At 70.0% G+C, this 22719-nt stretch carries 26 protein-coding genes and 1 pseudogene; 16 read left to right on the top strand and 11 right to left on the bottom strand.

Features of this window, described 5'->3' with window-relative positions; translation table 11 throughout:
- Window positions 1-66 precede the first annotated feature (66 nt).
- From BLV39_RS29035 to BLV39_RS28990, 11 genes are all read left to right on the top strand, one after another.
- Complete coding sequence (locus BLV39_RS29035) at window positions 67-957, top strand: alcohol dehydrogenase catalytic domain-containing protein (RefSeq protein ID WP_090799792.1); 891 nt, start codon at window positions 67-69, stop codon at window positions 955-957.
- A 303-nt stretch (window positions 958-1260) separates the two neighbouring features.
- The gene (locus tag BLV39_RS29030; protein ID WP_090799790.1) at window positions 1261-1956 is read left to right on the top strand and encodes a hypothetical protein; all 696 of its coding nucleotides are present in this window, start codon (window positions 1261-1263) and stop codon (window positions 1954-1956) included.
- A 3-nt stretch (window positions 1957-1959) separates the two neighbouring features.
- Window positions 1960-2442 carry a hypothetical protein gene (locus BLV39_RS29025; RefSeq protein WP_090799789.1) on the top strand — a complete coding sequence of 161 codons (483 nt, stop codon included), beginning with the start codon at window positions 1960-1962 and terminating at the stop codon, window positions 2440-2442.
- Between the two features lie 99 nt (window positions 2443-2541).
- Window positions 2542-3030 carry a hypothetical protein gene (locus tag BLV39_RS29020; RefSeq protein ID WP_090799787.1) on the top strand — a complete coding sequence of 163 codons (489 nt, stop codon included), beginning with the start codon at window positions 2542-2544 and terminating at the stop codon, window positions 3028-3030.
- A 96-nt stretch (window positions 3031-3126) separates the two neighbouring features.
- Entirely contained in the window at window positions 3127-3432 is a 306-nt protein-coding gene (locus BLV39_RS29015; RefSeq protein WP_090799785.1) for a hypothetical protein, read from the top strand.
- A gap of 18 nt (window positions 3433-3450) precedes the next feature.
- Window positions 3451-4125, top strand: coding sequence for a hypothetical protein (locus tag BLV39_RS43190; protein WP_090799784.1), 675 nt, complete (start codon window positions 3451-3453; stop codon window positions 4123-4125).
- Between the two features lie 13 nt (window positions 4126-4138).
- The gene (locus BLV39_RS29005) at window positions 4139-4567 is read left to right on the top strand and encodes a YbaB/EbfC family nucleoid-associated protein (protein WP_090799782.1); all 429 of its coding nucleotides are present in this window, start codon (window positions 4139-4141) and stop codon (window positions 4565-4567) included.
- Between the two features lie 3 nt (window positions 4568-4570).
- Window positions 4571-4717, top strand: a complete 147-nt coding sequence (locus BLV39_RS43185) for a hypothetical protein (protein ID WP_176985126.1) — start codon at window positions 4571-4573, stop codon at window positions 4715-4717.
- 19 nt (window positions 4718-4736) lie between these two features.
- Window positions 4737-5543, top strand: coding sequence for an SDR family NAD(P)-dependent oxidoreductase (locus BLV39_RS29000; RefSeq protein ID WP_090799780.1), 807 nt, complete (start codon window positions 4737-4739; stop codon window positions 5541-5543).
- A gap of 37 nt (window positions 5544-5580) precedes the next feature.
- Window positions 5581-6588: a LacI family DNA-binding transcriptional regulator gene (locus BLV39_RS28995; protein WP_239083421.1), complete on the top strand. Its 1008-nt coding sequence runs from the start codon at window positions 5581-5583 to the stop codon at window positions 6586-6588.
- Between the two features lie 138 nt (window positions 6589-6726).
- Window positions 6727-7689, top strand: a complete 963-nt coding sequence (locus BLV39_RS28990) for a LysR family transcriptional regulator (protein ID WP_176985125.1) — start codon at window positions 6727-6729, stop codon at window positions 7687-7689.
- Here BLV39_RS28990 and arfA read toward each other — a convergent pair.
- The 5 genes from arfA to BLV39_RS42505 all read right to left on the bottom strand — a co-directional run bounded on the left by arfA (window position 7686) and on the right by BLV39_RS42505 (window position 13495).
- Window positions 7686-9188, bottom strand: coding sequence for an arabinosylfuranosidase ArfA (gene arfA / locus BLV39_RS28985; RefSeq protein WP_090799775.1), 1503 nt, complete (start codon window positions 9186-9188; stop codon window positions 7686-7688). The two genes, BLV39_RS28990 and arfA, sit on opposite strands and share 4 nt — an antisense overlap.
- 13 nt (window positions 9189-9201) lie before the next feature.
- Window positions 9202-10065 (bottom strand): carbohydrate ABC transporter permease, encoded by an 864-nt coding sequence (locus BLV39_RS28980; protein ID WP_090799766.1) that lies wholly within the window; start codon window positions 10063-10065, stop codon window positions 9202-9204.
- Between the two features lies 1 nt (window position 10066).
- The gene (locus tag BLV39_RS28975; protein ID WP_090799764.1) at window positions 10067-11017 is read right to left on the bottom strand and encodes a carbohydrate ABC transporter permease; all 951 of its coding nucleotides are present in this window, start codon (window positions 11015-11017) and stop codon (window positions 10067-10069) included.
- A gap of 33 nt (window positions 11018-11050) precedes the next feature.
- Window positions 11051-12388: an extracellular solute-binding protein gene (locus BLV39_RS28970; protein ID WP_090799762.1), complete on the bottom strand. Its 1338-nt coding sequence runs from the start codon at window positions 12386-12388 to the stop codon at window positions 11051-11053.
- Window positions 12389-12505: 117 nt separating this feature from the next.
- Window positions 12506-13495: a beta-L-arabinofuranosidase domain-containing protein gene (locus BLV39_RS42505; RefSeq protein WP_176985124.1), complete on the bottom strand. Its 990-nt coding sequence runs from the start codon at window positions 13493-13495 to the stop codon at window positions 12506-12508.
- 302 nt (window positions 13496-13797) lie between these two features.
- Between BLV39_RS42505 and BLV39_RS43180 the strand changes: the two genes are divergently transcribed.
- Together BLV39_RS43180 and BLV39_RS28960 are read left to right on the top strand one after the other, a co-directional pair.
- A complete protein-coding gene (locus tag BLV39_RS43180) occupies window positions 13798-13965 on the top strand; it encodes a hypothetical protein (RefSeq protein WP_176985123.1) in 168 nt (55 codons plus the stop codon).
- A gap of 328 nt (window positions 13966-14293) precedes the next feature.
- On the top strand, window positions 14294-15118 hold the full coding sequence (locus BLV39_RS28960) for a phosphatase PAP2 family protein (RefSeq protein ID WP_239083422.1): 825 nt from the start codon (window positions 14294-14296) through the stop codon (window positions 15116-15118).
- Window positions 15119-15378: 260 nt separating this feature from the next.
- Here BLV39_RS28960 and BLV39_RS28955 read toward each other — a convergent pair whose 3' ends face one another.
- The 4 genes and pseudogenes from BLV39_RS28955 to BLV39_RS43730 form a co-directional block, all read right to left on the bottom strand.
- Window positions 15379-16077: a suppressor of fused domain protein gene (locus tag BLV39_RS28955; protein ID WP_090799760.1), complete on the bottom strand. Its 699-nt coding sequence runs from the start codon at window positions 16075-16077 to the stop codon at window positions 15379-15381.
- 29 nt (window positions 16078-16106) lie between these two features.
- Window positions 16107-16586, bottom strand: a complete 480-nt coding sequence (locus BLV39_RS44375; protein WP_239083423.1) for a BBE domain-containing protein — start codon at window positions 16584-16586, stop codon at window positions 16107-16109.
- Window positions 16587-16743: 157 nt separating this feature from the next.
- A pseudogene (locus BLV39_RS45150) lies at window positions 16744-16803 on the bottom strand (hypothetical protein); the annotation flags it as partial.
- Window positions 16804-16896: 93 nt separating this feature from the next.
- Window positions 16897-17073: a hypothetical protein gene (locus BLV39_RS43730; protein WP_204082580.1), complete on the bottom strand. Its 177-nt coding sequence runs from the start codon at window positions 17071-17073 to the stop codon at window positions 16897-16899.
- 345 nt (window positions 17074-17418) lie between these two features.
- Here BLV39_RS43730 and abc-f point away from each other — a divergent pair, with 345 nt between their 5' ends.
- The gene (gene abc-f / locus BLV39_RS28940) at window positions 17419-19038 is read left to right on the top strand and encodes a ribosomal protection-like ABC-F family protein (protein ID WP_090799756.1); all 1620 of its coding nucleotides are present in this window, start codon (window positions 17419-17421) and stop codon (window positions 19036-19038) included.
- A gap of 8 nt (window positions 19039-19046) precedes the next feature.
- Window positions 19047-20675: an ABC-F family ATP-binding cassette domain-containing protein gene (locus BLV39_RS28935; RefSeq protein ID WP_090799755.1), complete on the top strand. Its 1629-nt coding sequence runs from the start codon at window positions 19047-19049 to the stop codon at window positions 20673-20675.
- A 124-nt stretch (window positions 20676-20799) separates the two neighbouring features.
- On the opposite strand, the gene BLV39_RS43175 is transcribed toward BLV39_RS28935, so the two are convergent.
- Complete coding sequence (locus BLV39_RS43175; protein WP_176985122.1) at window positions 20800-20955, bottom strand: hypothetical protein; 156 nt, start codon at window positions 20953-20955, stop codon at window positions 20800-20802.
- Between the two features lie 563 nt (window positions 20956-21518).
- Between BLV39_RS43175 and BLV39_RS28925 the strand changes: the two genes are divergently transcribed.
- Entirely contained in the window at window positions 21519-22013 is a 495-nt protein-coding gene (locus tag BLV39_RS28925; RefSeq protein ID WP_143049918.1) for a hypothetical protein, read from the top strand.
- Here BLV39_RS28925 and BLV39_RS28920 read toward each other — a convergent pair.
- Window positions 22010-22690 (bottom strand): SDR family oxidoreductase, encoded by a 681-nt coding sequence (locus BLV39_RS28920; RefSeq protein WP_090800766.1) that lies wholly within the window; start codon window positions 22688-22690, stop codon window positions 22010-22012. The two genes, BLV39_RS28925 and BLV39_RS28920, sit on opposite strands and share 4 nt — an antisense overlap.
- Window positions 22691-22719 lie beyond the last annotated feature (29 nt).

Raw genomic sequence — 22719 nt, 5'->3', positions numbered from 1 at the left:
CGTACGTTGGAACACTACCGGAGCACCGCTCCGCCAGCCACCCCCAGTGAAAGCAAGGCGAGGACCATGCGCGCGATAACCGTCACCCGACGCGAAGACGGCAACGAGACCAGAATCGGGCACCTGCCCGACCCTTCACCGGCCGCGGGGCAGATCCGCATCAGGATGGTGGGAGCGGCGGTCAACGCGGCCGACCTGCGCATCATCGACGACCCGGGCCAGGGACCGCTCGGCCTGGGCCTGGACGTGGCCGGCATCGTCGACCTGGCGGCCCCGGACGTGGGCGACCTCGTCGTGGGCACGCCGGTGGCGGCACTGACCTTCCCGTTCGCCGCGCACGCCGTAGCCGGGACAGCCGCCGAGTACGTGATCGTGCCCGCCGCTGACGCGGCGCCCGTACCGGAGGGGATCGATCTGCTGGACGCGGCCACCGTGCCGCTCAACTCGCTGACCGCCGACCAACTCCTCGCGCACCTGGGACCGCCGCGCGGCCGGAGCCTGCTGGTCACGGGCGCGGCCGGGGGACTGGGCGGATACGCGGTGGCCCTCGCGGCCCTCGCCGGCTGGAAGGTCACGGGCCTGGCGCGCGCCTCGGACGCCGCCTTCCTGACCCGGGCCGGAGCCGCCGAGACAATCACGAGCCTGGCGGACGCCGCCGACTTCGACGCGGTGCTGGACGCCGCACTCCTGGGCGCCGCGGCCATGCGGACGGTCCGGCACCACGGCCATTACGAAGGGGTCGTCCCCGGGCTGGAGCCGCAGCCCGAACGCGGCATCACGGTCATGTCAGGGGTGGTGGCCCCGGACGGACGCCGGCTGCGCGACCTGCTCGCCCTCACCGCGAACGGAACGCTGGAAGCCCGCCGAGCCGGCACCACGTCGCTCGAGAACGCCGCGCCGGCCTTCCAGTCCCTACGCGACGGTGGTCAACGCGGCCGGTGGGTCCTGACCCCCTGACGTGTTTCAGGCGCGCCGCCGCAGATCCTTTCGCAACCGCGCCAGGTAGGTGCAGCGCTCGTCGACCTGCCAGTCCGATCGCGTGTCGCGACCGTGTACGCGTCGAGGAGCGCGAGTTGTGGCTCCGCACGCAGCCGGACAGCGGTGCTGCCCTGCCTCCATTGGAGATCGCCACGCCGCGGCGCGACTCGCCTCCCACCTGGTTTTCGATGTCCCGCCAACGGACGCTCCCGCTAAGGTGATCTTCAAATTTCCTGGATCGACGGGGGTCTCGTGCGGCATCGTGCGCGTTTCATCGTGACTATGGCGGCCGCCGTGGCATTCGTGGGCGGCTGCGCGGACGGTCCCGGCCCGACACCGCGGCAGGAGGCTGGATCCGGTGCCGAGTCTTCGGTGGAAGCGCTCGACAAGGTGCGCGGTGCGGCCGCCACGATGATGCGGACCAGCTTCGCGTACCGGGAGACCTTCGGCAGCGACGACCGGTCGTTCATTGAGGGCGTGGTGCACCGGCCGTCGCAGGGCACGACGATGAAGATGTCGCTCACCGTGGAGGACGCCGGCACCTCGGTCACCGACCACGTCCGGATCGGCGTCGCGGGCTGGGGACGGGTGTACACGGAGTTCGACAACATGGAGATGCCTGTACCGCCGTGGAACGAATTGCCTGCGGCCACCCTGGCCGAACCGTTGCTGCGTAACGTGTCCGGCGGCGCCTTCCTCGTCGGCGAGAAGCTCTTCGCCGGCGTACGGGACGTGCGGGAGACCGCGCCCGGCACTTACACGGGGATCATCGACATCACCGGGTTCCCGGGCGTCGGCCTGATGGATCCCCGGCTCACCGGCAAGCTCGGTGAGCGGGCCAAGACGGTCCCGCTCACCGTGAGCCTCGACGCGGCCGGCCGGATCACCGGGATCGTCTTCGACGTCCCGGAGCACCCGATGGTCGTGGCGTTCAGCGACTTCGACGACGTGCCCGCACCTACTCGGCCGAAGACCTGAGTCATGGCCGAGTTCGTGCACGTCACCACCGCGGCCGTGGCGCGGCGGGTGCGGCGCTCGGGCATCGCGGCCCGCGGCCACGCGCGGCGCGGCGTCTATTGCATGCCGGTGCTGCCGTCGTTCACCTTCACCTACCAGTGGGTGCGCGAACTAAGGCGGTGGCATCCGGGTGTGCTCGTCGCCGTGCATCTGCGGTTGCCGGACGACGAGCCCGTGACCGTCGGGCACTACAACGCCGAGCCACGCCAGCTCACCGCGGCCCAGGCGGTGGCCGCCATACGCGGGCTTGACGATCCGCGCGGCTGGGAGGTGTTCGTCCCCCGCTCTATCACCGTCGCCGAGGTGCGCCGGATCCGTGACGTGCCGCAGGGCGTGGGGTGGCGCTACCTGCCCGGCGCGCACGGCCGGCGCCCCTGCCCGTGTCCGGCGTGCGTGACCCCGGGCCAGTTCAAGAGCGCCAGGCTGAGCCGCCGGTACGACCTGTAGACGCTCCACGCAGGACGCCGCGATCGCGACCGGCCCGGTACGGCGACGGTCGAGAAATAGCGGAGCGTCGACCTGCCGACGCGAGGCACACTGAGCCCCGTGACGGAGGAGAAGGCACCTGAGTCGCGGCGGCCGGTCGGGCTGTCCATCGAGCCTGACCACCAACACTGGCGGGGTCTCATTCTGAAGCTCGGCACCAGTCGTCTCGAATGCAACCTCGCACTCGACTATCCCGATGACGCCATCGGCGGCGGGTTCCTCGGGCCGCACTTCATCCTCGACTGCTGGATCTCCGAACTCGACCGTCTGTCCCAGGGCGACGGCCCGGTGCTGCTGCCCCTCGATTTCTGCGACCAGTGCACGGCGTGGCTCCGGGTCACACTGGCTGGCGAGGGGCTGGTGGAGTTGGAGGCAGGGTGGAGCCTGGTCGGCCAGTACTCCCTGACTCCCCAAGACCTCGTCCGTGCCGACCGGCGTATCGCCGATTTCGATCCCATCCCCGGCGCGAAGGTCGTCCAGCCATTGTCCGAGCTCCTCGCGGCGATCCAGGCCGCCCGGGCGACAGTCGACGACCTGCCGCCGTACTGAGCCGTGACGTCAGCACTCTCGCGGGTACCCCCTGTAGCGCGGGACACCGGTACGGTGAGTGGCGACATCGCCGCCAAGGGGAGGGGCGTCCCGTCGATGACGAAGCACATCTCGTCGGACGCGATCAATGCCATCGCCGACCACCTGCGTCAACAGGTCGCCGCCGGCCCTAACGGGCTGCCCGACATCACGGCCCGGCTGCCGGAAACCGAGGTCGGCTTCCCCGGCTTCAGCGTCGTCGGCACCGCGCTGGACGTCGCCTACTCCGGATTTCGTGACCGGTTCGCCGCCTCGCTCGACGCGGTCAAAGAGTCGGTCGACGACTACATCGCCGAGCTTGGGCGGGCGCGTGACGCGTGGATCGAGGCTGAGAACGCCAGCACCGTCGTGGTGCGGGACTGACCGAGAGGACACGAGGCCGTGCCGGGTGTCGAGGGCGCACTGCTGTACACCGTGATCATGACCAAGCTCCGGATCAGCGCGGGCCTGGCGCCGACCGCCGCGTTAGGTGTCGGGCTGGCCGCGTTGCTGGCCTCGAACCCGCTCGGCATGTACGACGCCAAGAGCGAGGGCTGGGACCAGGTCTCCAAGCGGCTCGGCGGCATGCTCGCCCAGATCGACCAGGCGATGGCGCGCGGCGACGACTGGATCGCTGACGACAAGGACGCGTTCGAGACCTCGATCGTCAACTTCAAGACCGAGGTCGAGGCGCTGAAGAAGGCGGCCGACGACGCCGGTTCCATGCTGGCCCTCACCGGCACCGCGTTCGTCACCACGTACATCGCGATCGCGACCTTCGTCGGCGCGATCCTGATCTCGCTGATCGCCCTGGCGGTGATGCGGCTCAACCCGTTCACCGCCGCGCCCGCCACGGCGCTCACGATGCACCTCGGCGTGATGATCAATTTCTTCATCAGCAAGGCGGCGATCATGTTCGTCGGGTTGGCCACCGCGGGCGCCGCCGCGCTCGCCGCGACCCTGGTCGGCTGGCTGGAGACCGACTCGGCCGGCGACACGCTGCCCGAGCCGGCGCGGCTGGAGCAGTTGCGCATCGACTACAAGAAGCCGGCCGTGTTCGAGGCGAAGAGCGTCTGAGCGGAGGAGCCACGTGGACAACCAGCGACTGGAAGATCTCGACCGTTCGATCCGTGAGACCGAGCAGCGCATGGCGGGCCTCGGCGACCTGCAACGCACGCTGGAGCAGACGCGGGCAACCTATGTCACCGACTCCGGCCTGGTCACCCTGGTGCTCGGCGCAGACCAAAGGGTGCACGGCATCGAGATCCACCCCGCGGGCATGCGGCTCGCGCCCGAGGATCTCGCCGGCGAGATCGTGGCGGCCTTCGCCGGCGCGCAGGCGGAGCTCGCCGAGGCCCTCAACCAGGCGATGGCCGGCGTGCTCGGCACCGAGTCCCCCGAGGACGTCCTCAAGGACGCCGCCGCCCTCGAGCACACGATGACCGACACGCTCAGCGAGCTGACCCGCTCCATGAACGACGCGATCGTCGCGGTGAGCCGCCTGCAGTCCCGGGGCTAGCCGATGGACTCCTGGGCCTTCTACCTCTATCCCGTCCTCGTGCTGGTGATCCTCGTCTGCCTCTGGCTGGCAATCGCCACGTTCTTCAGCTACCGCCGCAAGAAGTTCGACGAGAAGCCCCCGTCCAAACGCCGACCCTGGCGGCCCTGACCCGCTAGCTTGATCGTTGATGGACCTGTCCGATCGCACGGTGGTGCTGACCGGGGCCACCGACGGCATCGGCCGCGCCACGGCGGTGCGCCTCGCGGGCCGGGTCGGCCACCTCGTCCTGCACGGTCCGCAACCGCGTGCCGAGCTGGCCGGCTTCGTCGAGTCCCTGCCCGGCCACGTCACCTACCTGCCCGCGGACTTCGGGCACCTCGGCCAGATCGCCCAGCTCGCCGCCGACATCCGCGAGGCCACCGAGCGGGTCGACCTGCTGGTCAACAACGCCGCCCGGCCCGGCGCCCCGCGGCGCGAGCTCAGCGTCGACGGCATCGAGGCGACGCTGCAGATCAACTACCTGTCCACGGTGGTGCTGAGCACGAGCCTGCGCGATCGGGTCGGCCGGATCATCAACATGGCCTCCGCGACCCACGCGACGGAGCACCTCGACCTCAACGATCTCGAACTGGCCCACGGTGGCTATGCCGCCGTCACCGCGTACGCCCGGTCGAAACTGGCCATCGTCACGTACACCTGTTGGCTCGCCGCCCGTCTGGACCCCCCGACAGAGGCGGCCGCCATGCACCCCGGCGTCATCGCCTCCAGCCTGCTGGCCAGCATGTTCGCGATCGAGGGCCAGCCACCCGAACGCGGTGCGGACAACCTCCTGCACGTCGCCACCCTGCCGAGCGAGATCAACGGCCGCTACTTCGAGGAACGCACGCCCTCACGCCCCAACCCCGAGGCCGAGGACCCGGCCGTCCAGGACGGCCTGCTCGACCGCACCGCGGAACTGCTGGCACCGATCGGCGTCGACCCCCGGCACAGGTGATTCCGTCCTATGTGGCCGCCCGCGTACCATCGGATGAGTGCCAGAAGGACGTCGCCGACCCGCCACGATGGCTGATGTGGCCCGCGAGGTCGGCCTGTCCCACCAGACCGTCTCCCGCGTGCTCAACGACCACCCGCTCGTGCGCCCGGAGACCCGTGAGCGCGTGCGCAAGGCGATCGAGGACCTCGGCTACCGGCCCAACTCCGCAGCGCGTGCGCTGGTCACCCGGCGTTCACAGACGCTCGGCGTGATCACCTTCAACAGCACGTTGTACGGCCCGGCGAGCACCCTGTTCGGCATCGAGCAGGCGGCCCGCGACGCCGGGTTCGTGGTCAGCATCGACAGCCTGACCGCGCTGACCGCCACCTCGGTGCGGGCCGCCCTCGACCGGCTGGCCAAGCAGGCGGTGGAGGGCATCATCGTGATCGCGCCGCTGTCCGGCACGGCGGAGGTGCTCAGCGCGCTGGCCGGTCAGTTGCCGGCGGTGGTCGTGGAGGGCGGCGCGGTGCCGGGCCTCGGGGCGGTCAGCGTCGACCAGGAGGCGGGCGCACGGCGGGTCACCCGCCATCTGCTCGACCAGGGCGCCGCCACGGTCTGGCACGTCGCCGGCCCGGGGGACTGGGTCGAGGCGGAAGGCCGGGTCCTCGGCTGGCGCCGCGTCCTGCGCGAGGCCGGAGCGGCCGTGCACCGGCCGCTGCGGGGCACGTGGAGCCCGTCGTCGGGCTACCAGGCGGGGCGGCGGCTCGCCGACCGCGGTGACGTGGAGGCCGTGTTCGTCGCCAACGACCAGATGGCGTTGGGGCTGCTGCGGGCGTTCCACGAGGCCGGCGTGCGGGTGCCCGGCGACGTCCTGGTCGCCGGGTTCGACGACGTGCCGGAGGCCGCCTACTTCACACCGCCGCTGACCACCGTCCGACAGGACTTCACGGCGGTGGGTCGGCGCAGCATCGAGTTGCTGGTCGAGCAGGTCGCGGCCGGTCGGCCCCTCGAACGGCGGGCGGTCGTGCCGGTCGAACTGGTGGTCCGGCAGAGCTCGACCCGCTGAACCGTTTCATATTCGGCACGTCACACGCTTGACATCTCTCGCGTACGCAATGTTAGCGTTAACATTCACGTTCATATTGAAGAGAGGCGCGCCGACATGGCCGAGTTGGGCGCATCCCCTGCCTTGCAACGTCGACTCGTGACCCCACCGCTCCCGGACGCCGTCGCCGCGGCCCGCATCGAGCTGCGTCAGCTGCGCTACTTCGTCTCACTCGCCGAGGAACTCCACTTCGGGCGCGCCGCCGCCCGCGAGCACATCGTGCAGTCGGCGCTCAGCCAGCAGGTCCAACGGCTCGAGCGCACCCTCGGCGTCCTGCTCGTGCACCGCACCACCCGGCACATCGAGCTCACCCCGGCAGGCGCGCGTTTCCTGCTGGAGGCCCGGCAGATCCTCGAACACGTCGACCGCGCCGCCGGCCTCGCACAGGGTCTGACCTCGACACCGCCCGCGCTGCGGGTCGGCCTGCTCGACGAGGGCTACGAGGCCGCCCGGCCGATACTGCGCGCGCTGCGAGCCCGCCACCCCGACCTGGAGCTCCACCAGGTGCAGGCCGGCGTGCCCGAACAGTGCCGGATGCTCGCCGACGGGCGGCTCGACGTCGGCATCGGCCGTAGCTGCGCGGCCCCGGCGCAGATCGCCTCAGAGCTGTTCCGGCTCGACCCGCTCGGCGTACTCGTCGCCGACGACCACCGCCTGGCCCGGCTCCCCGTCGTCCCGGTCACCGCACTCGCCGGCGAGCCGCTGCTGCTGCCCGACGAGTCCCGCGCCCCCGAGTTGGCTGAGTTCGTCGGCGAGATCTGCCGCACGGCGGGCTTCGTGCCCGCCGCCCACCGCGACACCGTGCAGAACCTGCGCGCCGCCGTCGACCTCGTGGCCAGCGGCTGCTGCCTGATGTGCACGCCCGCCTCGACCGCGGAGCTGGCCGCGCCGACCCGCTGGCGTCCCTTCGCGCCGTCCGTGCCGCGCTACCCATGGTCGGTGCTGTGGCGCGCGGAACGGCCATCCCGCGAGGTCAAGGCCTTCGTCTCCATCGCCCGCGAGCTCTCCCGGGGCCAGGGCTGGCGTGACCCCCGAGCCCCTGACGTCGACCTGGCCAGCTAACTGAGACGGATCATGTTCCAGGACAGGGGTGGAAGGACCGCCTGGAGGCGGCCGCCGTCCAGCTTCGGGGCATCGAGTGTGCGTGGGACGACCCGGTCCGGCTGGGTCGCGTCGTTGACCGCGTCCGGGTCGTCGTCGGCCAGGGTGACGTGTTCGGCGACGGTCAGTGCCGGCAACGCGCGCGCGTCGACGTCCAGCGTCAGCTCCTGGTGCTGGTCGCGGTTGACCGCGAACAGCACCACGCCACCCTCCCGTTCGTCGGCCAGCACCGCCACGGCGTCCAGCACCGGGACCTCACCGTGCACGGCGGTGGAATACAGCGGCCCCGTCGGTTCCACCCTCAGCACCGTGCCGCGTCCGTACCGGGAGGTCAGCGCGAAGGGGTGGTAGCTGCTCTGCCGCCACGCCGGACCGCCGGGCTCGGTCATGATCAGGCCGATCACGTTGACGAGTTGCGCCTGGCAGCCGATCTTGACCCGGTCGGCGTGCCGCAGCAGGCTGATCAGCAGGTTGCCGACGACCACCGCGTCTGTCACCGAGTAGACGTCCTCGATCAGTCGAGGTGTGCGCTCGATCGAGAGGTTCTTCTCGCCCGCGAACCGGCTCTGGTACCAGACGTTCCACTCGTCGAACGAGATGTTGATCCGCTTGCGGTGCCGGCCCACCGCCCGCACGTGGTCGGCTGTGGCGATCACCGCGTCGATGAACGCGTCCATGTCGACCGCCGAGGCGAGGAAGCTGCCCCGGTCGCCGTCACTCTCCTGGTAGTAGGCGTGCATCGAGACGTAGTCGGCCACGTCGTACGTCTCGCGCAGGACCGTCGCCTCCCACGAGCCGAACGTCGGCATCGCCCGCGACGAACTGCCGCACGCCACCAGCTCGATCGACGGGTCGACCAGCCGCATCGCCTTTCCGGTCTCCGCCGCCAACCGTCCATATTCCACAGCCGTCTTGTGCCCGATCTGCCACGGCCCGTCCATCTCGTTGCCCAGACACCAGACCTTGATGTTGTACGGGTCGGCAGCCCCATGCGCCCGTCGCCGGTCCGACCAGTAGGTGCCCGACGGATGGTTGCAGTACTCGACGAGGTCGCGGGCGGCGTCGATCCCGCGCGTACCCAGGTTGACCGCCATCATCGTCTCGACGCCGACGGAGTCGGCCCACCGCTGGAACTCGTCGACACCCACGTGGTTGGGCTCGACGGTCCGCCAGGCCAGGTCGATCCGCGTCGGCCGCTCGGCGACCGGCCCGACGCCGTCCTCCCAGTTGTAGCCGGACACGAAGTTGCCGCCGGGGTAGCGCACGATCGGGACACCGAGCTCACGCGTCAACGAGGCGACGTCACCCCGGAAACCGTGCTCGTCCGCGGTCGGATGGCCGGGCTCGTGGATTCCCTCGTAGACACAGCGGCCGAGGTGCTCGACGAAGCTGCCGTACAGGCGGGGATCGACCGGCCCGACCCGGAACGCGGGATCGACGGTGAGCGAGGCGAAGTGCACAAGACCTCCAAAGTTAGCCCTTGAGTCCGGAACCGGCGATGCCCTGGACGATCTGGCGTTGGAAGAGCAGGAACACGGCCACCAGCGGGATCGCGCCGAGGATCGCTGACGCCATGGTGTCCGCGTACCGGATGCCGAAGGCGCCCTGCACCGTCGCGAGGCCGACGGGCACGGTCATCAGGTCGGGGTTGCTCAACACCAGCAGTGGCCAGAGCAGGTCGTTCCAGGTCGTCACGAAGGTGAAGATGGCCACGGCGGCCACCGCGGGCCGGGCCAGCGGCAGCACGATCCGGCGGTAGACCCGGAAGAAGCTGGCGCCGTCCATCCGGGCCGCCTCCTCCAGGTCGCGGGGGAGCCCGTCGAAGAACTGCTTGAAGATGAACACCGCGATCGCGGCCGGAAGCTGGGGCAGGATCACCGCCCAGTACGTGTTGAGCAGTCGCAGGGCGTCGAACTCGCGGAACCACGGCACGATCAGCACCTGGCCGGGGATCATGATGCCGGCCAGGATCGCCCAGAAGACGACGTTCTTGTAGCGGAACCGCATGCGGGACAGGGCGAACGCGGCCATGCTGGCCACGAGCACGGTGCCGAGCGCCGCCAGGGACGAGATGATGAACGAGGCGCCGTACCAGCTCCACATGTCCGTGTCCCGCAGCGTGCGGGTGAACGCGTCCAACGTGGGGTTGTCGATGAGCCACGTCGTACGCGTCGTCTCCGCGTTCGGCTTGATGGCCGTGTCCACCGCCCACAGCAGCGGGATCAGCCAGAGCAACGCGAAGGCGATCAGCACGCCGGCGCAGATGCGGTTGAACAGCTTCTCACGCTGGTTGATGCGCTCCATCGTGACGCCGGCGTCCAATGTGGTGTTCGCCATGTCAGACCACCTTCTCCTGCCTGCGCACCAGCGTGAACCACACGGCCGACACCGCGAGGACCACGAGGAAGAACAGCATCGACACGGCCGCGGCGTACCCGACGCGATAGTTGGTGAAGCCCTCGTCGTAGACGAGTTGGAGGATCGAGCGGGTGGCGAAGTTCGGACCACCGCTGGTCATCAGGTACATCTGGTCGAAGACCTTCAGCGACGCGATCACCTGCAGCACCGCGACCAGCGTGGTGGTGCGGCCCAGCATCGGGATGGTGATGCTGCGGATCTGCTGCCACGGCCCGGCGCCGTCCATCGCCGCCGCCTCGTAGAGGTCGCGCGGGATCTCCTGCAGGCCGGCCAGGTAGAGAATGAAGTTGAAGCCGAGCGTCCACCACACGGTGGTGATGGCCAGCGAGGGCATCGCCCAGGCGGCGTCACCGAGCCAGCTCGGCGCGGTCATGCCCACCTTGGCCAGCGTCGTGTCCAGCAGGCCGAGCGCCGGGGTGTAGAGCCACATCCAGATCAACGCGACGACCGCGGAGGGCAGGATGTACGGGGCGAAGAAGGCCAGCCGGAAGAACCAACGGCCCCGCGCCACCCGGTTGGCCAGCAGCGCCAGCAGGAAGCCCAGGATCACCAGCGGCGGCGTGGTCAGGATCGTGAACCACAGCGTGTGCCACAACGACGACCAGAAGTCGGAGCTGCCCAGCGCCTCGGCGTAGTTGCCGAATCCGGCCCCGCCGTTGAGCCCCGGCTTGACCAGGCTGGCATCCGTGAAGCTGAGCACCAGGCCGTACAACGCCGGGCCGATGATGAACAACAGATAGAGGACGACGAACGGGGTGAGGAACGCCGCCGCGGGCCGGCCCTGCCCCCGAGCCGCGCTGGGGCGTGGTGCGGTCGGTGCGATGCCGCGGCCGGCGTCGCTGTCGGTCTGAACAGGTGTCTGCGTGGACACGGGTGCCTCCCGGTACGCACGGGGCCGTGCGGTCTACAACGGTGACGCGGTGCCGGCGAGCTGCTCGAGGCTTCCGCGCATCTGGGCGATGGCCTGCTGTGGTGTCGAGGCGCCGGCCAGGACGTCGCCGATGGCGGAGCCGGTGATGATCTCGAAGTTGGAACCGGAACCCGAGTACCAGCCCTCCGCGTCGTAGGCGGTGCCGTCCGCCGCCGACGCGTAGTTGGACTGCGGGCTCATCTGCGCGTACTCGGGGCTGTCCGCGAACGGCCGCCACAGCGGCACGTGGCCGCCCTCCGTCCACGTCTTGCTCTGGTCCAACATGGACCGCACGAAAGTCAGCGAGCGGTCGAGCCGGGCCTGGTCGCGGTGCGGCTGGCGGGGCAGCACGAAGGTGTGCGAGTCGCCCTGCACGGCGTAGGTGCCGCCGCCGAAGACGTTGGGGAACAGCGTCATGCTGAACGGCAGCTTCGCCGTCTGGAACGTGGTGATCTCCCACTCGCCCTGGAAGAAGAAGCCGATGTCGCCGTTGGCCATCATCGCGATCGAGCCCTGGTAGTCGATCGGGTTCGGGAACAGCCCGTCACGGGTCAGGCCCGCCATGAACTCGAGCGCCCGCGTCGCCTTCGCGTCGTCGATCACCACCCGGGTGCCGTCGTCCGCGAGCATCTGGCCACCGAGCTGCGAGTAGAACGACTGGAACATCCGCCACGGCGTCGAGGTCTCGGAGGTGAACGCCACCGCGCCGCCGTACGTGCCGGTGACCTGCTTGGCCTTGGTCATCGCGTCGACGAACCCGGCCTCGCTGTCGAACGGCTTGAGCTTGCCGGCCTCGTCGAGCAGGCCCGCTTCCTTGCAGATGTCGGTGTTGTAGAACATCACGAACGGGTGCGTGTCGATCGGGAGCGCGTACGCCTTGCCATCGACCAGCCCGGCCTCCCAGGCCCGCGAGTTGAACTTGTCCGGCGTCATGCCGTGCCGGGCCAGGTCCTCGGGCAGCAGTTCCTCCAGCAGGTCCGCGCGCACCAGGTTCTTCATCCGGGTCAGGTGCGCGATCGCGACCTCGGGCGGGCGGTCGCCGAGCGTGGCCAGGGACAGCTTGGTGTAGTACGGGTTGCCCCAGGCCAGCGTGACCGCGGCGAGCTCGATCTCCGGGTGCTCCGCGCGGAAGGCGTCGAGCATCTGCTGCATGCGTACGCCGTCGCCGCCGCCGAACAGGTTCCAGAAGTCGAGCGTGCCCGTGTCGCGGGAGGTGCTCAGGCCGCTGGCCACCGAGGAGCACGCACCGGTCGCGCCGAGCCCGACCGCCGCGGCGGTGACTCCCAGCAGTCGGCGGCGGGTGATCCCTCGCGGATCGGGATGGTTCGTCATGGCTCCCGTCCTTTCCACGCCGGCGCGTCGACTGAGCCTCGCCGCCCCACGGACAGGACGTCCACGAATTGATGTTCGCAATTACAGATCGGCCGGGTACGAAACGAGAAAGATCGCTCAGCGCAGGACGAGGTCGATCGTGTCCCCGGGGCGATGGGCGCGCACGACCTCGGCGTACGTGCCGGCCCACGCCCGCTGCGCGCCCCCGTCGACGCGGAGCTGTGCGGCGCCGGCCCAGGCGGGCACGCGGATGGACAGCGTCCACTCGCGGCGCGGTGCGTCGAGGATGCGCGCCCGGATCCGGTTGCCCTCGACCTCGACCGCCACCTGAATCTGTCCTTCGCCCAACCGTGCGGTCACCAGGCACGGGGCATAGAGGTGCAGCTGGACGCCGTCAGCGTCGCTGGTCGCCAGGTAGTTGTCCAGGCTCGCGAGGGTGCGCGGGTCACTGGTGTCCAGCAGGCGCTCGGCCAGGTCGGCGTAGTGCGGCTCGCCGGTCGCGAGCAACATCCGCCAGGCCCAGTGCAGGCCACCCGGACCGCTGTCGGCGGGCTCGTCCCGGGCGAGCGCATCGAGCAGGTCCCCGTCGTCCTGCTCGATGGCGACGTCGGCCGCACCGGCGGCAAGGTAACCAGGCCTGGTCGGTCGGTGGGTGTCGACGATGTGCCGGGCCAGGTCCAGGTAGCGGTGGTTGTCTGTCTCGCGGAACAGCTCCACGAGCGCCATCGCCAGAGCGGGGTGACTGTCGTCGCTGCCGTCGAGCACGTCCGCGACCTCGGTGGCGACCTGGAGCGGGCGACGGTCGCCGGTGGCGCGCACCTGCGCGATGGCGGCCCGCAGGAGGTGACCGGCCTGGCCGACCCGCACCGGCGGGGTCACCGCGCGCAGGGCGCGCAGCAGGTCCGCGTCCGGCTCCCGGCCGTACTCCCAGGCGGCGGTCTCCAGCCACTCGTAGACGTCCGCGGCCGACCCTTTGCGAATTGCGGCGCGGTTGGCCCGCTGCCGCACGGCCCAGACACCACCGGTGATCCGGGCGGCACCAAGCGGCAGCGGACGCAGCCGACAGGCCGCGGCGGCGGTCGGCGCCACGGGCCCAGGGCTCGACATGCCGCCAGCGAACGCCGTGGCCAGCGGGTCGGGCAAGAACCGAAACGAGCAGACGAGATCGCCACGACTGATAAGTGAATGCTCAGCTGCGCGACGCACCTGGCCGCCGTCTCGGCCGCCGCTGCCCGATGCGGTGGTTCGAAGGAGTCGGGGCGATCTTGCGGCAGGACGCTGAGACGTGGCTGTGGGCCAGGGCGACATCGGCCGACGCCATCGTGTCGGTGCGGCAGGCGCTGCCCGGTGATTGGCTGGCGGAGCAATGCACCTGATTCGTTCGACGCTACGCCGTCGGTGACCGGCTTTTGATCTCTACCGAGGCGTTCGACGCCCGCGAGCCACCCGCCGACTGCGGATTTCTGCCGCGGCCGGAGCTTGTCATCGAGGTGGTGCCCGTGGATCTGCTCGGTGACGAGGAGGCGGGCTACGTGCTCTACCTCAACGGCAACGAGCCGATCGATATCGAGATCTAACGCACCTACGGCATGTGACGAAGGACAAACGTGAACGTTCCTCCTTGATCGGCGAACGCGGAGCTGCCATGGTCAAGGTCGAAGATCCATTTTCCGAGGTGAGATGACCAGCCCGACCGCTGCCGCAGCCGACCAGGGCGCAGACGGGCTGACGCACACCCAGGCGACCATCTCCGAACCGCAGGAGAATCCCGTCGTCCGGACCGTTCCGTGCCGGACCGGTATGCGGGCTCGTCGAGCCGGTGCCGCGGGAGCCAGGCGGCAGCTTCGGCCCGTCGCACAGCCCGAGGCACGCCGCGGCAAGCTACGCCCCGCTATTCGGGAACTGATGCTGGTCGTCGCGCTCTTTCTCGCGTACAAACCCGGCCGTCAAATCATCTCGGGTCATGCCGGCGAGGCTACGGCGAACGCGGCATCGGTCTGGCGCCTCGAACGGTGGCTGCACCTGCCGAGCGAGCTCACCGTCCAGCACACGTTGCTCGGCCACGGCTGGCTGGTCACCGCGGCCGACAGCTACTACGCCTACGTCCACTTCCCGGCAACCGCCGCCGTGCTCATCTGGCTCTATCTCTTCCGCGCGCCGCTGTATCTGCGCACGCGCCGGGTCCTTGCCTGGCTGACGGCGGCCGCGCTGGTCGTGCACGTCTGGTTCCCGCTCGCCCCGGGGCGGTTGGTCCCGGCGACCGGCCTCCTCGACACCGGAGCGCTGTTCGGTCCGAGCGTCTACGGGCCGCCGGACACGGACACGTTGACGAACCAGTACGCCGCGATGCCCTCGCTGCATGTCGGTTGGGCGCTCGCCGTCGCGGTGGCCCTTGTCGCGGCCGGCCGGGGGAGATGGCGGTGGCTGTGGCTCGCACACCCGCTGATCACCCTGCTCGTGGTGGTGTCGACCGGCAACCACTACTGGCTGGACGCGATCGTCGCCGTGGCCATGCTCGCCGCCACGGCCGCCCTCGTGCTCCGGCACCGCGGGAACCGTGCGACCCCCGCGCCGGCTCCCTCGTCGCAGCGGTACCGCAGGTCTCGCGACCAGACGCGCCCGCGGGCCAGGCGGTCCGGTCGCTGGTCCTGCCGCAGGGTCGCGGCGGCGGCCGACGTCAGGCCGGAGTTGTCACCCGTAGAAGTCGGTAACCAGGCGGGACACGTCTGATCCGCAACTGCGTCAGCTGCACAGCGTCCGGTCAGCTCGACGTCGTCGCCACCATGGACACCGACGAACCGGCTCAGCAGGAGCAGCGCGGGACCAGGATGGGGCAGCGACGGGTCGAGGACGGCCGCCGCACGGCACACCAGATCCAGCTCGGACCACCTGAACGCGTACGGGTGCCAGTGGACCAGGTCATCCCAACCGATACTCCTGCCAGAACGCCGCGTCGTCGAAACGCTCCAGGAGACTGCTGGCGATCGGCATCAGGCGTACGAAGGCCGGTCCGGCTTCAGCAATTCGCTGACCCGACCGCGGTCGAGCAGTTCGATCAGCGCGTCCGTGCCGCGTTCGAGCTTGACCGCCATCTCGTCGGGGTGCAATGGGATCAGGGCGAGCAACGCGATCTCGACGCCGTCGCGAACCACGATGGTGCGGGCCTCGGGCGGGACCCGCCGCATCGGTGCGACGACGACTCCGGCGAACGGGGTTTCCGCCTCGTACGGCTGGCATGGATCGCCGTTGGGCACGGTATGGAACTCGCCGATCCAGGTCGAGTATTCGTGCGGCAGCATGGCCACCTGCTTGAGGACGTGCAGCGGCCAGCCGGCCGGATCGTCGTCCATCCCGGCCGACCTCGTCAGCGGATAATCCGCCGGCAAGCTGATCATCAGCTCGGCGTACGGGCTGATGTCCTGACCCTCCGGGACCGTCATCGGCAGGTCACTCATCCCGGACGTGATCAGTGTCCGGTGCGGGCGCTGCTCGGTCGGTTCCACGACCATGACGTGCATGCGGACCAGGTGCGACGCGACCTCGTGATAGACGAACTCGACAGGCCCGAAGTATTGCTCGATATGCCGGCCGATGGCCTCGACGAAGTCCTCCTGCGGCCCCTGCGGCGCCACCCACCCGTCGTGCGACGACTGATGCCGAAGGATTTCTGTTCCGCGCGGCTCGTTCATGTCGACGGATCCTATGCGACCAAGGCGATTCAGTTCAGCCCGATGTGGTTGATGCGGAACAGGTTGGCCGGGTCGTACTTCTTCTTGACCGACACCAGGCGCGCGAAGCGTTCCGGGCCGTAGATCGCCGCCCCGTCGGTCGCCTCTTCCGGCGCGAGGTTGTTCACCACGCGCCGGTCGCCCTGCCACGGCGCCAGCCCGTCGAGGAGCTCGGCGACCGACCTCTTGAGCCGCTGCTCCTGCGAGACCTCACCGGACGCGACGCCCAGCAGGACGTACGGCAGGCCTCTGGTCGCCACCGCGTTCGGCACCGCAGGCTCCCGGTCCCACGCTCCGCCCAGGGCACGCAGTTCGGCGATCACCAACGTGGTCCCTGAATCCGGGCCGACGAGCTCGACCAGCTTGTCCTGCGCCGCCGCCGGGAACTCGCGCAGCGTGATGCTTCGTTCGTAGTAGGGCAGCGGTTCGGTCGGCTCGCTGTGAATCGACGCGACCTCCGTGTAAGGCATGTCCCGCACGGTGTCCAGGACCGCCGGACCCAGCGCCCGCAGCGGCGCCACCCCGCGCCGCGCAGCGCCCAGAACAGGTAGGGTTCGGACCCGCGTCGACGTGCCGCAGCTCGCCGTCCGCGGTCACCACGTCGAGGGAGCGCACATGGTCGGCGGCGTAGCCGTGCGAGCGGCCAAGGGTCGGGCTGAGGCCGCCGCCCAGGGTGTACCCGGACACGCCCACCGTGGGATTCGACCCGTTCAGCGGTGCCAGCCCGGCCTTGGCCGCGGTCGTTGCTGCCCCGCGGCGAACCGGACGGCGGCCTGGACATCAACCGCGTTCTCCGGCACCACGATCACCGCGGGCACCAGCTTTGACGTTGAAGACAGCGCGTTCCTCGTCGTACCCGTCGTCGCCCGGCAGGAGAACCTCACCTACCACCGCGGCCAGGAGCTGCGCGGCGTCCTCCCGCGATACCGGCGGGAGGGACGAATCACTGACAGTCATGTTCTCCAGGCTGGCACCGTCTGACCTGGCCAGCCACGCGAATCCGGCCCACAAACCCCACGATCCAGACGCCAGGACGGTCCTTTGTGGAACGGCGCCGGCCGATGGGGTGGCCGCCGCAGCCGGTGCTACGGTAGATCGCGACTGATCTGAAATCAGACAAGCATGGGAGACGAGACATGGTGGGTGACGACGACATCTCCGGGTAAGACCGGACATGTGACCGACCACCGGCCCGCGCCTACGAGCGCGTGTGGCCGTGGTCCTTTCGTCGTTCCTTTCGGCCATGTCCCCCTGTCGGGCGGCTAGGGTCCGCCTGCCCTCGTATTTGAGGTTGTTTTCCCAATGTCTTTTATCGTCTGTTCGAACCTGTCCTTCTCCTGGCCGGACGACACCCCGGTCTTCGACACCCTGTCCTTCTCGATCGGTGCCGGTCGCACTGGCCTGGTCGCGCCCAACGGCGCCGGCAAGAGCACGCTGCTCAAGCTGATCGCCGGCGAGTACCGCCCCAACGCCGGGTCCGTCTCGGTCGAGGGCGTGCTGGGCTACCTGCCGCAGAGCCTCCCGCTGGTCGGCAACCTGACCGTGGCCGAGGTGCTGGAGATCGCTCCGCTGATCGCCGCACTGCATGCCATCGAATCCGGTGATGCCAGCGAGGAGCACTTCACCACCATCGGCAACGACTGGGACATCGAGGAGCGCACCCGCGCCGAACTCGACCGGCTGGGCCTGCGCGACCTCGCCTTCGACCGGCGCCTGGACACCCTCAGCGGCGGCCAGGTCGTCTCCCTCGGCCTGGCGGCGCAGTTGCTGAAGCGCCCCGACCTGCTGCTCCTGGACGAGCCGACCAACAATCTCGACCTCGAGGCCCGGCACAAGTTGTACGACGTGCTGGAGCAGTGGAACGGCTGCCTGCTGCTGGTCAGCCACGACCGCGCCCTGCTCGACCGGATGGACCGCATCGCCGAGCTCGACCGCGGCGAGATGCGGTTCTACGGCGGGAACTTCACCGAGTACGAGGCGGCCGTGAGCGCCGCGCAGGATGTGGCGGAGAAGAACGTCCGCAACGCCGAACAGGAGCTCAAACGCGAGAAGCGGGAGATGCAGGAGGCCCGCGAGCGGGCGGCCCGCCGCGCCAGCAACGCCTCCCGCAACCTCAAGAACGCCGGCCTACCGAAGATCTTCGCCGGCACCATGAAGCGGGACGCGCAGGAGTCCGCGGGCAAGGCCAACGAGGTGCACTCGTCACGGGTGACCGATGCCAAGGCCCGGCTCGACGAGGCCGGTCGCGCGCTGCGCAACGACCAGAAGATCTCGTTGGAGCTGCCCGGCACGAACGTACCCACCGGACGCACTCTCCTTGCCGGTGAACGGATGCAGGCCCGGTCCCTGTTCGCCGGCGACGGCGTCGACCTGACGATCCGGGGGCCGGAGCGGATCGCCCTGCTCGGCCCCAACGGCGCCGGCAAGTCCACCCTGCTGCGGTTGGTCAACGGCGACCTGGAGTCAGACGGTGGCCAGATCAAGCGCGCCGACGGACGCATCGCGTACCTGTCGCAACGGTTGGATCTGTTGGATCTGGACCGCACCGTGGCGGAGAACCTGGCCGCGTTCGCGCCGCAGACCCCGGACGCGCAGCGGATGAACCTGCTCGCCCGCTTCCTGTTCCGCGGCCCCCGGGCACACCTGCCGGTCGGAGTGCTCTCCGGCGGCGAGCGGCTGCGCGCCACCCTGGCCTGCGTCCTTGGCGCGGAGCCGGCGCCGCAACTCCTGCTCCTCGACGAGCCGACCAACAACCTCGACCTGGTCAGCGTCGCTCAGTTGGAGAGCGCGCTCAACGCGTACGAGGGAGCGTTGGTGGTGGTCAGCCACGACGAGCGGTTCCTGCGGGAAATCAAGGTCGACCGCTGGCTGCGGCTGACCGAGGGCCGCCTGTTGGAGACCAGCGCGCCGGACGTCTCCTGACCGCCCACATGTCCACATCTGCCCTGCTCGCCCACGACCTGGTGCGCACGCTCGGCGCGCGCCGGGTGCTCGACGGTGTCTCCCTGACCGCCGCGCCGGGCCAGCGGATCGGGCTGATCGGCGAGAACGGCACGGGTAAGTCCACATTGCTCCGACTGCTCGCCGGGGCGGACGAGCCCGACGCCGGCACCGTCGTACGCCCGCCAGAGCTGGGTTTTCTGCACCAGGAGATGCCCTTCGACCCATCCGCGACGATCGCCGCCGTGCTCGACGACGCGCTGCGCGAGGCCCGGGCGGAGCTCGCCGAGCTGGACCGGCTCAGCGAGGCGCTGGCCGACACCCCAGAGGACAAGGACCTGCTCGCCGCGTACGGGGCTCGGCTCGACCACGCGCAGGCGACCGATGCCTGGGACGCCGACCGGCGCGCCAAGCTGATGCTCGCCGGCCTCGGCCTCGGGACGCTGCCACCCGACCGCACGCTCGCATCCCTGTCCGGCGGGCAACGCGGGCGGGTGGCGTTGGCCGCCCTCCTGGTGCGGCGACCAACGGCGCTGCTGCTGGACGAGCCCACCAACCACCTGGACGACGATGCCGCGGCCTTCCTCGAGGGACAGTTGCGGGAACTGCCCGGTGTCGTGGTGGTGGCGAGCCACGACCGGGCGTTCCTCGACGCGGTCTGCACGGACCTGATCGACCTCGACCCGGCCGTGGACGGCCCGACCCGCTACGGCGGCAACTACACGGATTACCAGGCCGCCAAGCGGGCGGAGCGTGAACGGTGGCAACGTCGCTTCGCCGAGGAGCAGGAGGAGCTCGCCGAACTGCGCGGCTCGGTCGCGGTGACGGTGCACGACGTGGCACCGGGCCGCGCCCGACGCGACAACGAGAAGATGGGCTACGGACACACCGCAGGGCGAGTGCAGAACCAGATCTCGCGCCGGGTACGCAACGCGGCCCGCCGCCTCGCAGAGCTGGAACGCGAGCAGGTCGGTCGGCCACCGGAACCGCTCCGGCTGCGGGTCAGCGCGTTGGCCGGCACCGCCGCCGACGGGCTCCTGGTGTCCCTGCGGAACATCCGCGTGCCCGGGCGGCTCGCGCTCGACGAACTGGACGTCCCGGCCACCGACCGGCTGCTGATCACCGGACCGAACGGGGCGGGAAAGTCGACCCTGCTCGCGGTGCTGGCCGGCCGTCTCGAAGCCACCGGTGAGCTGCACCGGCGGCGTGACCTGCGGGTCGGCCTGCTCGTCCAGGACACCACCTTCAACCGACCGGACCGCACGGCGCGGGAGATTTACGAGGCGGCGCTGGATGCCGAGCGCGCCCAGTCCGTACCGCTGCGCTCGCTGGGGCTGCTCGGCTCGGCGGACCTGAACCGCCCGGTCGGCGAGCTGTCGGTAGGCCAGCGCCGCCGTCTCGCCCTGGCGCTGCTGGTGGCCGACCCGCCGGAGTTGCTGTTGCTGGACGAGCCGACCAACCACCTTTCACCGCGACTCTGCGACGAGCTGGAGGAGGCGCTGGGCACCGGACCGGGCGCGATCGTGGTCGCCAGTCACGACCGGTGGCTCCGTGCCCGCTGGCCAGGACGCGAGCTGCCACTGCGACCTCAGCTCCGCTCTTCCGCGGACGACAGATGACTGTGCCGAGGCGCCGTCACGACGACCAGATCAGCCGTGGCGAGATATCGGCTGGTCGGTGCGGCCGTCAGCGGTCCTCCTCTGTGTCGAGGGTGATCCAGGTGCGGCCGAAACTGACCGAGGTCTACAGCTCGGCGAAGCTGGCCATGCCGATGGCCTTGAGCGTCTCGGTCCGGACGTCCGGGCATTCCTTCGTGGTCAACTCGTCCATCACCGACCCGTTGGCCACCTTGCCGTTCTCGGAGAAGAAGTTGGCCAAGCCGACGGTCAGTTGAGCCATTGCGCCGACCTCGCTCCCGACCGCCTTCACCTTCGGCAGTTCGCCGCGCAGATAGTCACAGAGCGCCGCCGCGGACACCGTCCCCGAATCGGCCGGCGCATCACTCGCGGGCGCGGCACTCGCCGGAGCCGACGTCCCGGTAGACGCCGGGCTGTCATCCGTCGTGCTCGAACAACCGCTCAGCGCCAACGCGGACAGACAAACAAGCGCGAGGACTCTGGTCCGGACCACTGGGCATCCCTTCATAACGGCTAGGCCTGGCCTCATGATCACGAGGACCAGGCGGGCACATCCTGACACGGCCCGGCTGGAGAACCGCGGCCCATGTCAGATCACCGACCCGGCGTGCCGGGCTGCTTGGACGCCCGGCGAGGGCGAGTAGGGCCCGACGGCGTACAAGATCGACATCGGCTCTTTCGGCAATCCCGACCAGGCGTTCATCTTCTCGTTTCCGGCGCGCACGTAGCGTGAGGCGACCTGGAAGGGGGCCGATGGGCATCGGGCAGCGTTCGCGGGGATCGCGAAATGGGCGATCGCGTCTCGTTCTGGCGGGCAGTGTGTTCGTGGTCGGGCTCGCGCTCATCTACCCGGCGAAGTGGCTGATGCATCCCTGGGCCGCGCCGTGGAAGCCCGGCCTGGTCGGCTACTGGCAGGGTGAGGTCGCCTTCGGTTCGGGGGACAGCCGCACGATGGTCCTGCGCCTGCGGGACGGGGTCGGTGGCGGCGACGAAGGCTCGGAGATCGGCGGGAGCGCCAAGGTATGTGGCGCCGCGCAGACAGAGACCTATGAGATCTCCGGCGATGCGCGGGACTACCAGGGCACCAGCTTCTTTCTGAACGCCCAGTTCGCCGGTGACGCGGCCGGCCTCTATCTGGGCCGGCTCGAAGGTGCCTGGGACGGCCACGACGGCCTCACCATCTCCACCTCGCTGCTCCAGATCGACCAGGACGGCGCCGCCGGCTTCGCGGGCGACACAGGGACGGGCGACACCCCGACCGTACGCTTCGAGCTCCACCGGGCCGGCGAGGCCGACTTCGCCGCCGCCTGCGACTCCTAGACCTGCTCGAAGTGGAACTCCCGGATGAAGCAGTCTCGCGGTTGGCCGACCGCGAACAGTACGCAGTCGACGACCGACGACGCGGTGAGGTCACTGCCCGCCTGACGCGGTCCGTCCTGCACGAAGTCCGGCGGGAACAACGAGATCACCCGGATCCCTTCGGCCCGCAGCCGGTGCGACAAGATGTCCGCGAGCCCGGCGTGCGCGTGCTTCGCCGCGTAGAACGCCGGATGCGCCCCGGAACGGTGGTGCCCGACCTCGCCGCACGCCGAGATCATGTTGACGATGTCGGGCCGACGCGAGGCCCGCAGCAGCGGTAACAGATGTTTGGTGAGCAGCACGGTCCCCGTGCTGCCGGCCAACACGTCCTCGATCCGGTCGTCCGCGACGTCGCCCAGGTCGGCACCCTCGATGTAGGCGGCACCGTTGTGGACCAGCACGTCGATCCGGTCCGTCCGGGCCGCCAGGGCAGCGGCGAACGCGCGCACCGAGTCCGGCTGGGCGAGGTCACAGTGAAACCCCTCGCCGCCGATCGCGCCGGCGACCCGATCGGCCGCCGCCCGATCCCGGGCCGACAGGAAGACCGACGCGCCGCGTTCGGCGAACGCTTCGGCCAGCAGGCGTCCCGTGTCCCGTGCCCCACCGGTGATCGCGACCCGCAGTCCCTCAAGATTCACGTCCGACAGCGAAGCACCTGAACCCGCCT

The organism is Asanoa ishikariensis (assembly GCF_900107455.1).
In the GTDB taxonomy this organism is placed as follows: domain Bacteria; phylum Actinomycetota; class Actinomycetes; order Mycobacteriales; family Micromonosporaceae; genus Asanoa; species Asanoa ishikariensis.
This window is presented reverse-complemented; position numbering and strand designations above follow the sequence as displayed.